The following is a 9,544-nucleotide window of genomic DNA, read 5'->3' as shown; positions in this document are numbered from 1 at the left end:
ACTAATTACAACTTGGTAATATGTTGTTCCTGAACTTGTTGTTACTGGTGTATATGTAGCAGAAGTTGCTCCTGAAATGTCGGTAAAGCCTGAACCACTTGTGCTTGAGCTTTGCCATTGATAAGTTAAGCCTGCTACTCCACCTGTTGCTGTTACCGATAAATCTGTAGGTACTGCTCCAACACAAATCGTTTGAGTTGATAATGGTTGTGATGTAATAGCTGGATCTTCATTGATAATAACTACAGATTCAGTAGAAGTAACATCATTACACCCTGAGCCTGTATCACTAATTACAACTTGGTAATATGTTGTTCCTGAACTTGTTGTTACTGGTGTATATGTAGCAGAAGTTGCTCCTGAAATGTCGGTAAAGCCTGAACTACTGATTGCAGAACTCTGCCATTGATAAGTTAAGCCTGCTACTCCACCTGTTGCTGTTACCGATAAATCTGTAGGTACTGCTCCAACACAAATCGTTTGAGTTGATAATGGTTGTGATGTAATAGCTGGATCTTCATTGATAATAACTACAGATTCAGTAGAAGTAAGATCTGAGCAAACACCACTAGAATCACTAATTATAACTTGATAATATGTTGTTCCTGAACTTGTAGTAACGGGTGTGTATGTAGCAGAAGTTGCTCCTGAAATGTCGGTAAATCCTGAACCACTGGTTGTAGAACTCTGCCATTGATAATCTAACCCATCTATTCCCCCAGTAACTGTAACGGAAAGATCTGTTGGAACTGCTCCTACACAAATAGTTTGCGTTGCTAAAGGTTGTGCTGTTACTGAAATTTCTGGTTTTATTGTAACCGTATATGTAAAAGAATCACCTTGACAACCATTTCCATTTGTTGGAATTATAGTATATGTTACGATTTGATTCGTTCCTGAATTATTAATTAAAGTATCACTAATAATAGAATTTGTTCCACCTGATACTGTTTCACCTGTTACATTAGAATTATCAGTTGCTGACCACATAAAACTTGACCCGGAAACATTTACATCCGAATTTAAATCGTGACCTAATGTTGAGCTGCTGCAAATGGTTTCTGTTGGAGCTGTTGTATTTGATGGCTCTGGGTTAACCGTAACAACAACATCAAAAATGTTACCGTCACACGGAGAACCATCCTGAATAGTTACTGTATATGTAATCGTAACCGGACTTCCTGTAGTATTGGTATAGGTATCTGTAATATTGGCTGTAGTAGCTGTAGTTCTATTAGCTGCTGCTGGTACGTTTGTTGGATCAGAGGAAGCAACAGTATAAGTTGTAGCAAAAGATAAACCTATATTAAGCATTTCATCTGAACACACTGTTTCCGACAAATTCGGAAAAGGAGGTGAAACAATTTGGAGTTTAACTTCTTCTCTCACAGGGTTAACACAAGACGAACTCGTATCAGATATTTCAGCATAAAAAGACGTTGGAGGATCAGTACTAGGAGTTGCTGTATTTACTACAGGTGAGGCTACAATATTTCCTCCAGAAGGAGCGTCATACCAAACAACACTAGTGTTAGGATTCAATGTAATTCCACTATTAGCGTCCAAACTTTGTGTTCCAGACATATCATCACAAACAATAATATCATTTACACTTGCTAGAGTTGGATTAGGATTTATTGTAACAGTTTCTGAATTCGTTAGAGTAATAGAACAACTTGTTAAAGAAGCTTCTAATGATACTAAATTTATAGTAACATCGCTTGTAGCAGAAGTACTTATTATTGTTGCTTCTCCAGATCCATCTAACGTCACAGTTTGATTACTATTTCCATTAATGTTATAAGTTAATACCGCATTTGCAGAACCAGAGATTGTGAATTCAGCATTATTTCCCTCACAAATAGGAGTATTTGATGAAAGTGAAATAAGTGATGGTAATGGGTTAACTGTAATTGTAAAAGTAGCTGATGCTAAAGAAGTACATCCATTTGTATCAGTTACAGTATAAGTTATATCAGTACTTCCAGCGGATACACCAGTAACCAAACCATTAGTATCAATTGTAGCTACACCAGTATTAGACGAATTCCAAATTATAGTACTTCCAGTAGTTCCTTCTGTTAAGTCAATTGAACCACCTACACAAACTTCATCAAGCCCTGTGATTGGATTAGCAATGGGCAATGCATTTACTGTTATTGTTCCTGTTGCATTTATAGTATTACAACCACCTGTTAACGGTATATTGTAATTAAAAATCCCAGAATTAGTTGGTGTTCCACTAATCGTAATTGTATCACTACTCCAACTTGCTGTAACTCCAGATGGTAAGCCCGTTGGTATACCTATACCAGTGGCCAAAGTTGTTGAATGAGTTATGTTAGTTAGTGGTGTGTTGACACATAAAGTTGGAGTGCTCGATGGTGCACTTGCAGTATTACACGGATTTATAGTAACATCTTCGCTTAAATCATCTGGTAAATTATTAACCTCTCCTGCTATTTCTGTATAATTATATGTAATAGTATTAGTTACAGTTCCTGAAGCATCGTCTCTAGCTCTTGCTACTATTTCAAGTTCAAATTTATCTCCTGGATTCATTCCTCCAATAATCCAAGTCAATGTTCCTGTGCTAGAAAATGTTGTTCCAGGCTCGGGGTTAGCACTTACAAATTCTAATTCCGCAGGAAGAACATCTTCAATAACAACATTAGTTATTGGATCTACTGAAAAACTTTCTGCAGTAATAGTAAAAGTTACATTACTACCTGCATCAATAGGATCCGCATTATCAACCTTTGTAACTTGTAATTCAGGATCACAACTATAAAAAGATACTACTGCCGAATTATATTCACAACCACCGAAATCGGTTACTCTAACAAAGTAATCACCAACCCCATTTAAAGTCGGGTTATAACTTTGTAACGCCGGACCACTTGCTAATAATGTTCCTGAAATTTCATCTGTACCTTTGTACCAAGCGTAATTAGCAAACCCCCCTGTAACTTCTTCGATACTTGATCCAGGATGACATCCTCCTCCTGTTAATTGAACTTCTACTACAGGTACTGTATCAAAACCTGAAAAATAACCTGCTAAACCAGCATTACTTCCTAAAGACATAAAAGTACCAACTGCTATCGGGCCTGGTGTTATAACTGAAATTTCACCTGATAGACCAGGCACATAAAACGTTTTCCATTGAGGAGAAGCTGTTCCATCATTTACCAATGTAGAAGATGGCGTAGTAATTTGTACATTATTCTGAAATATTTGAACATCAGCATCGTTTATTAATACTGAAGCAACAATAGTTAACGCTGAAATATTTGAATTGGCACTAGCAATATCTTGGATTTGAGGAATTTCTTCTAAAGAATTTGGCAATAAACAGTTTACTGGAGCAATAAAATTCATTCCTACTGTTTGAATTCTATTTGTTTGACCAGCTAAACATTGGTAAGCATAAGCATCTTTCGAGGTTCTTACATACATATTTGATCCTGCAGTTGTTCCTGAATAATTAGAGTCTGGAATTTCTAAATATTCTCCATTATCTATTGTACCAATTAATGTTCCTCCAGCAAATACTTGTGTATCGTCTTGTGTTGCTACAATTACAGGAAATTCAGTTCCATCATTTCCATCTCCCGCTCCTCGCATGAATACATATTCCCTTCCAATCACATTAGTAGCAACAGGTTGGTCTATACCAACATCTCTACTTTGAGAAGTTGCACTAATTCCAAAATTTAGCCCTCCACTAGCAATAGCAATAGGCTCGGTTGCCGTAATGGTTGCTCCTAGCCAACCATCTACATTAGCTGTATTTACCGTAGCATTAACTCCTCCTTGATTTCTAACTGCTTCTAAAACATATGTTTCTCCTGCTTGTAATGTTATATTGATGATATCATCTGTAATTCCATCAGGATCTGTTCCATTTCTAAAAGCACAATCTGGATTAAAACCAGAAATAGTTACTATGGTATTGGGCTGTGTTGCCATTATACCTAAACTAGTACTACTATTGGCATTACTATGTCTATTAGCAATTCCTCCCCATCTAAACTCTTTACCTAAAGCTTTACCTCCTTTACAAGTTAAAGAACCAGCCTGTGCCCCAGAACGCCCTCTATAATTAACATAAAACTTTTGCCCTCCAGGAGCTTCGAAACGTAAGCCTGCATTAGTTAAAACAACACCTGTATTTCCATTAGTAACTAGAGTTATATTATTATTACTATCTGCTAATATTTGATCTATAAATCCACCAGCAGAATCATCTACATTATCAATAACAAAAGGAGCCCCTTTTACTAAACTAGGAATAACCATCCATGGAATTGTAGATGTTCCTCTATACACATTAACAGAAAAAGCAGTAGTTTCAGGTGTTGAAAGATAAATGGATTGTTGTTGAATAGCTGCATTACTTTGATGATTGGCTGTATTATCAGTACCTGATGTTTGCTTTAAAGGTGGCAAATAATGTTTACTATCTAGTTGAGCTGAACTTAATGTTGTATAAAACAATATTAAAATAGAAATGCAAACATCTCTTAATGATAATCTTTGGAATATTTTACTAGGTAATGCTTTTATCATAGAAGAATGGTTTTTCTGGTTTAGCTAATAATTTATAAGAATATTATTACACTATATAATTGTTAAATTTAGTTAAAATTTAAAAAGTTAATTTTTAAGACACAATAACTTAAAAAAGTCACATAACTTTTTTAAGCCCCATTTGTAGGATTATCATTTATGAAATTAGTTGAATCTTTATAAAAAGATGGGCTCTTGTTTAGTGTTTGGTGAAATTGGTATTTTTATTTAGTTTATTTTTTTCGGGGCACTCAAATATATTGAATTTTATCTTCTATTAATTGAAAAAATAAAAGACGAAAGAATATTAGTTAATAAAAAAACAAAAAGAAATCTGAAATGTTTTATTACATAAGTATTAGAAACTATTTTGCACATTATGTGAAGTAAATTTCAATAAAGTTTAGTGATTATCTTATATAGAGAAGTTTTATACACATAATGTTTTACTTTGCATAATGACATACCAAAATTCCTACCGCGGATAGTTCTAGCGCTCTTTTATAAACCAACCGAACATCAACTAAAGTAGCGGTTAAACCTCCTTTGCTAAGTTGATTCTTACTTAGTACTTTGTTAGCATTGTCTAAATACAATACCCAAAATTCTTCATGCTTCAAATCTCCTATGTGAGGCTGCATGACTTCAAACACATCTTTTGATGATGAAATTTTGGGATGTATCTCAACTTTTTCAAAAAACTGACGCTTGCCCAGTTCTAAGGCAGTTAAAATACTAATCGCTTTGGCTTCCCCTACCCCTTTAAATCGTTGTAATTCTTCAACTGAAAGTTGTGATAACTGATTTAGATTGTTTTTAGTGGAATTTAAAATTCTCTTAGATAAAGCTACCGCACTTTCATCTCTATTCCCAGAACCAATTAGAATTGCTATAAGTTCTGCATTAGATAGTGTTTGCTTACCTTTTAATAGGAGTTTTTCTCTTGGTCGATCTTCTAAAGACCAAGATTTAATAGTTAACTTTTTCAATTTTTTTGCAATTTTTGGTAAATATACTAAATCTTCATTTTTTCCTGATTTAAAGCTCACTCAAAACATTAAATGAATTTTGTTCCATTTTTTTTCATCTTAAAAATGTACCTTTGCATTCAATATTCTTAATTTTTAATATGAAAATTATAATAGCCGGAGCTGGAGATGTTGGATTTCATTTGGCTAAACTTCTATCGTACGAATCTCAAGACACATACATCGTAGATTTAGATGGTGATCGATTGAATTACATCAATAACAATCTTGATGTAATTACAAAAAAAGGAGATGCTACCTCAATTAAATTGTTGAAAGAAATTGGAATTGAATCGGCTGATTTATTATTAGCAGTTACCGAAAGTCAAAACACTAACTTTACTATTTCTGTTGTAGGAAAAGCATTAGGTGTTAAAAAAACAATTGCTCGAATTAAGAATCCAGAATTCTTAAGTAGCGATATAGTTGACTTCAAAGATTTTGGTGTAGATTTTATGATTTCGCCAGAGAAACTTGCTGCGGAAGAAATTAAACAATTGCTTTACCAATCTTCTTTTAATGATACAGTAGCTTTTGAAAATGGTCTTTTCAACGTAATGGGAACAACGTTAGGATATAAATCTCCTATTGTTGATTTAACCGTTAAAGAAGCAAAAGACAAATTCAATATGGTAGATTTTATTACCATCGCTATCAAAAGAGAAGGAATTGCTCAAACTATAATTCCTAGAGGAGATACAGAATATAAAATGAACGATCAGGTTTATTTTTCTGTTCCAAATTATAGTATAGAAAAATTATATCCTATCTGTGGTAAAGAACACATTGACATTAGAAATGTAATGATTTTAGGTGGAAGTAGTATCGGAATGAAAACTGCTAGAAATCTATGTGAAGAAAACTTTAAGGTAAAGCTTATTGAAAAACAAAAGGAAAGAGCCTTAACACTAGCGGAAGAGTTAAGATCTACCTTAGTGATTCATGGAGATGGAAGGAATCTTGAATTGTTAGAAGAAGAAAATATTAGAGACATGGATGCTTTTATTGCTGTAACAGGTAATTCAGAAACTAACATCATGTCTTGTTTGGTTGCGAAATCGAAAGGTGTTAAAAAAACTGTTGCCTTAGTAGAAAATATGGATTACATCAATATTTCTCAAACTATCGGAATAGATACACTTATTAATAAAAAATTAATTGCTGCTAGTAATATATTTCGACATATCCGTAAAGGTGAAATTTTAGCTCTAGCAAATTTACATAATGTTGATGCCGAAGTATTTGAATTTGAAGTTCAAGAAGGTGCTAAAGTAACTAAAAAACCTATTAGAGATTTACGTTTCCCTAGAGAAGCGGTTTTTGGTGGAATTATTAGAGATGGTAAAGCTTTAATGTCATTTGGTAATATGCAAATTCAAGCAGGAGATTACGTAATTGTATTCTGTTTACCGGAAGCAATATCAACAGTTGAAGATTTATTTAATTAATGGAAAACCTCAATCTCAAATTAATTTTTCGATTTTCTGGAATTACAGCAGTTCTTAACGGTATTTTCATGTGGCTGGCAATTCCTTTTAGTCTTTATTTTGAAGAAAAAGCCACATTAGGGATTTTAAATGCTGGGATTATTACCATTTTTGTTGGTTTGTTACTTTACTTTTTTAATAAACCAGACAACAAAAATCTTCAGAAAAAAGAAGGATATCTTATCGTTACTCTCGGATGGGTTACCTTAACCATAACAGGAATGTTACCTTATCTCTTAACAGGAAGTATTCCTTCTGTAACAGATGCTATTTTTGAGACTATTTCTGGATATTCAACAACAGGATCATCAATATTAACAGATATTGAAAGCATGCCAAAAGGAATTTTATTTTGGCGTAGTGCAACTCACTGGATTGGTGGTATGGGAATTATTGTACTTACCATAGCTATTTTACCTTTACTTGGTATTGGTGGTATGCAGTTATTTATGGCTGAAGCTCCAGGTCCTTCTGCTGATAAATTACACCCTAGAATTACGGATACAGCTAAACGTTTATGGTTAATTTATGTAGGCTTAACACTTGCTGAGTTTTTATTACTAAAAGTTGCAGGAATGACTTGGTATGATGCGATAAATCATTCTATGGCAACAGTTAGTACAGGTGGTTTTTCAACTAAAAACGCAAGTGTAGCTCATTGGAATGCTTTTCCTTTAGTACAATACATTATTATATTTTTCATGTTTATTGCAGGAACAAACTTTGTTTTGACATATTTCGCATTAAAAGGAAAGGTTCGAAAAGTGATTCAAAGTGAAGAATTTAAGTACTACAGCTTAGGAATTTTATCTATAACCGTTTTTGTAAGTATTTGTATTCTCTTTTTTAAAGATCCTACATTACAAACTTCTATAGAACATCCAATGGTTTTGGGAGAAGCAGAAAGTGCTTTTCGCCATAGTTTGTTCTCCGTAATTTCAGTTGTTACAACTACTGGTTTTGTTACTGCCGATTTTACCATGTGGAGTTTCTTTATCACTGGAATTTTCTTTTCCTTATTTTTTGTGGGTGGTTCTGCTGGTTCTACTTCAGGTGGAGTTAAAATTGTACGTCATATTGTAATGTTAAAAAATAGCTTCTTAGAGTTTAAAAAATCATTACACCCAAATGCAATCATACCTGTTCGCTATGATGGAAAGGCGGTAAACCAAAACATTGTATTTAATATACTTTCTTTCTTTATCTTATATATGCTAATCTTTATAGTTGGGGCTGTAATTTTAACTTCAATGGGATTAGATATCAAATCTGCTTTAGGAGCTTGTGCTTCTTCTCTAGGTAATATTGGTCCAGCTATAGGAAGTGTTAGTCCGGTTGACAATTTTGCGCATTTATCATCATCTGCAAAATTATTCTGTTCTTTTTTAATGTTAATAGGTCGTTTAGAACTCTTTACAGTACTGATTTTATTCTCTCCTTTCTTCTGGAAAAAGAACTAAAAACTTGTTAAATTCTCTAAAGGTTTTGTTAAATAAAAAACTAACTAACTGTTAATTAGTTAAAAAAAACTTCTATATTTAACAGTAGGAAACATATATTACTATTTAAATCACACTTATGACTAAAAACTACACGCTTAATACTTTTTAGATCTATCTAAGTAAAGATTGATAGTAAATTTGTTTTGGAAATATATAAGAACATAAAATTTTTACTAACCAAAACTAAATTATCATGAATTCAATTAAAAAAATCATCGGACTTTTCTTCGTTTGTTTCTTTTTATCTAATACTTCTGTAAAAGCGCAAGAAGGTTATTTAGGAGAAATAAGATTATTTGCTGGTAACTTTGCTCCTAGGGGATGGGCATTTTGTAACGGTCAGTTATTAGCGATCTCTTCTAACTCAGCTTTGTTCTCTATTTTAGGAACAATGTACGGAGGGGATGGTAGAACTACGTTTGCTTTACCAGATTTAAGAGGAAGAACTCCAATTCACTGGGGTAACTCAACAGGTCCAGGATTATCATCTTATAGATTAGGTGAAAAATTAGGAACAGAATATAACATTCTTAATATCACTCAATTACCATCACACAACCACGTTGCTATTACAAGTGGCGGAGGGAATTTACTACTCAGTACAGATCCTGCTGTAAGGAGTACACCTCAAGCGAATGATGTTCCAGCGGCAGCCTTATTTGGAAGTGGTTTAAGTGCTACACCTGTAAAAGCTTACGGACCAGCGACCAACACAGTAAATGGTCAACCTTTAGGTGGTAACATTACCATTGGTAACACAGGTGGTAACCAACAGGTAAGAAACATGCAACCTTCTTTAACTTTAAATTACATTATTTGTATGCAAGGGGTTTTCCCTTCTAGAAGCTAATAAATAAAAAAACTCCTATGCAAATTTGCATAGGAGTTTTCTTTTTTTTGTCCCTCAAAATCAGAACAATTTTAATATTTTTAAGTAACTTAATTTAACTGAAAA

At 33.5% G+C, this 9,544-nt stretch carries 4 protein-coding genes and 1 pseudogene; 3 read left to right on the top strand and 2 right to left on the bottom strand.

Features of this window, described 5'->3' with window-relative positions; genetic code table 11:
• Window positions 1-4,572, bottom strand: a 4,572-nt coding sequence (locus EV195_RS15955; protein WP_132795975.1) for a PKD-like domain-containing protein, incomplete at its 3' end; no start/stop codon positions are given.
• Window positions 4,573-5,030: 458 nt separating this feature from the next.
• Window positions 5,031-5,561, bottom strand: a pseudogene (locus tag EV195_RS15950) (JAB domain-containing protein); the annotation flags it as partial.
• A 140-nt stretch (window positions 5,562-5,701) separates the two neighbouring features.
• Between EV195_RS15950 and trkA the strand changes: the two are divergent.
• The 3 genes from trkA (at window position 5,702) to EV195_RS15935 (ending at window position 9,439) form a co-directional block, all read left to right on the top strand.
• Window positions 5,702-7,048 carry a Trk system potassium transporter TrkA gene (trkA, locus tag EV195_RS15945; RefSeq protein ID WP_132795974.1) on the top strand — a complete coding sequence of 449 codons (1,347 nt, stop codon included), beginning with the start codon at window positions 5,702-5,704 and terminating at the stop codon, window positions 7,046-7,048.
• Window positions 7,048-8,547, top strand: coding sequence for a TrkH family potassium uptake protein (locus EV195_RS15940; RefSeq protein ID WP_132795973.1), 1,500 nt, complete (start codon window positions 7,048-7,050; stop codon window positions 8,545-8,547). Before trkA ends, EV195_RS15940 begins: the two co-directional genes overlap by 1 nt.
• 235 nt (window positions 8,548-8,782) lie before the next feature.
• Window positions 8,783-9,439, top strand: coding sequence for a phage tail protein (locus tag EV195_RS15935; protein ID WP_132795972.1), 657 nt, complete (start codon window positions 8,783-8,785; stop codon window positions 9,437-9,439).
• Window positions 9,440-9,544 lie beyond the last annotated feature (105 nt).

It is taken from the genome of Tenacibaculum skagerrakense (assembly GCF_004345825.1).
Taxonomy (GTDB): Bacteria; Bacteroidota; Bacteroidia; order Flavobacteriales; family Flavobacteriaceae; genus Polaribacter; species Polaribacter skagerrakensis.
Note: the sequence above shows the minus strand (reverse complement) of the source record. Positions and strands in the feature narration are given on the sequence as shown.

Excerpts from the sequence above, each read along its gene's own strand:
- trkA (WP_132795974.1), top strand. The coding sequence starts at position 5,702 with ATGAAAATTATAATAGCCGGAGCTGGAGATGTTGGATTTCATTTGGCT.
- EV195_RS15935 (WP_132795972.1), top strand. The coding sequence starts at position 8,783 with ATGAATTCAATTAAAAAAATCATCGGACTTTTCTTCGTTTGTTTCTTT.
- EV195_RS15940 (WP_132795973.1), top strand. The coding sequence starts at position 7,048 with ATGGAAAACCTCAATCTCAAATTAATTTTTCGATTTTCTGGAATTACA.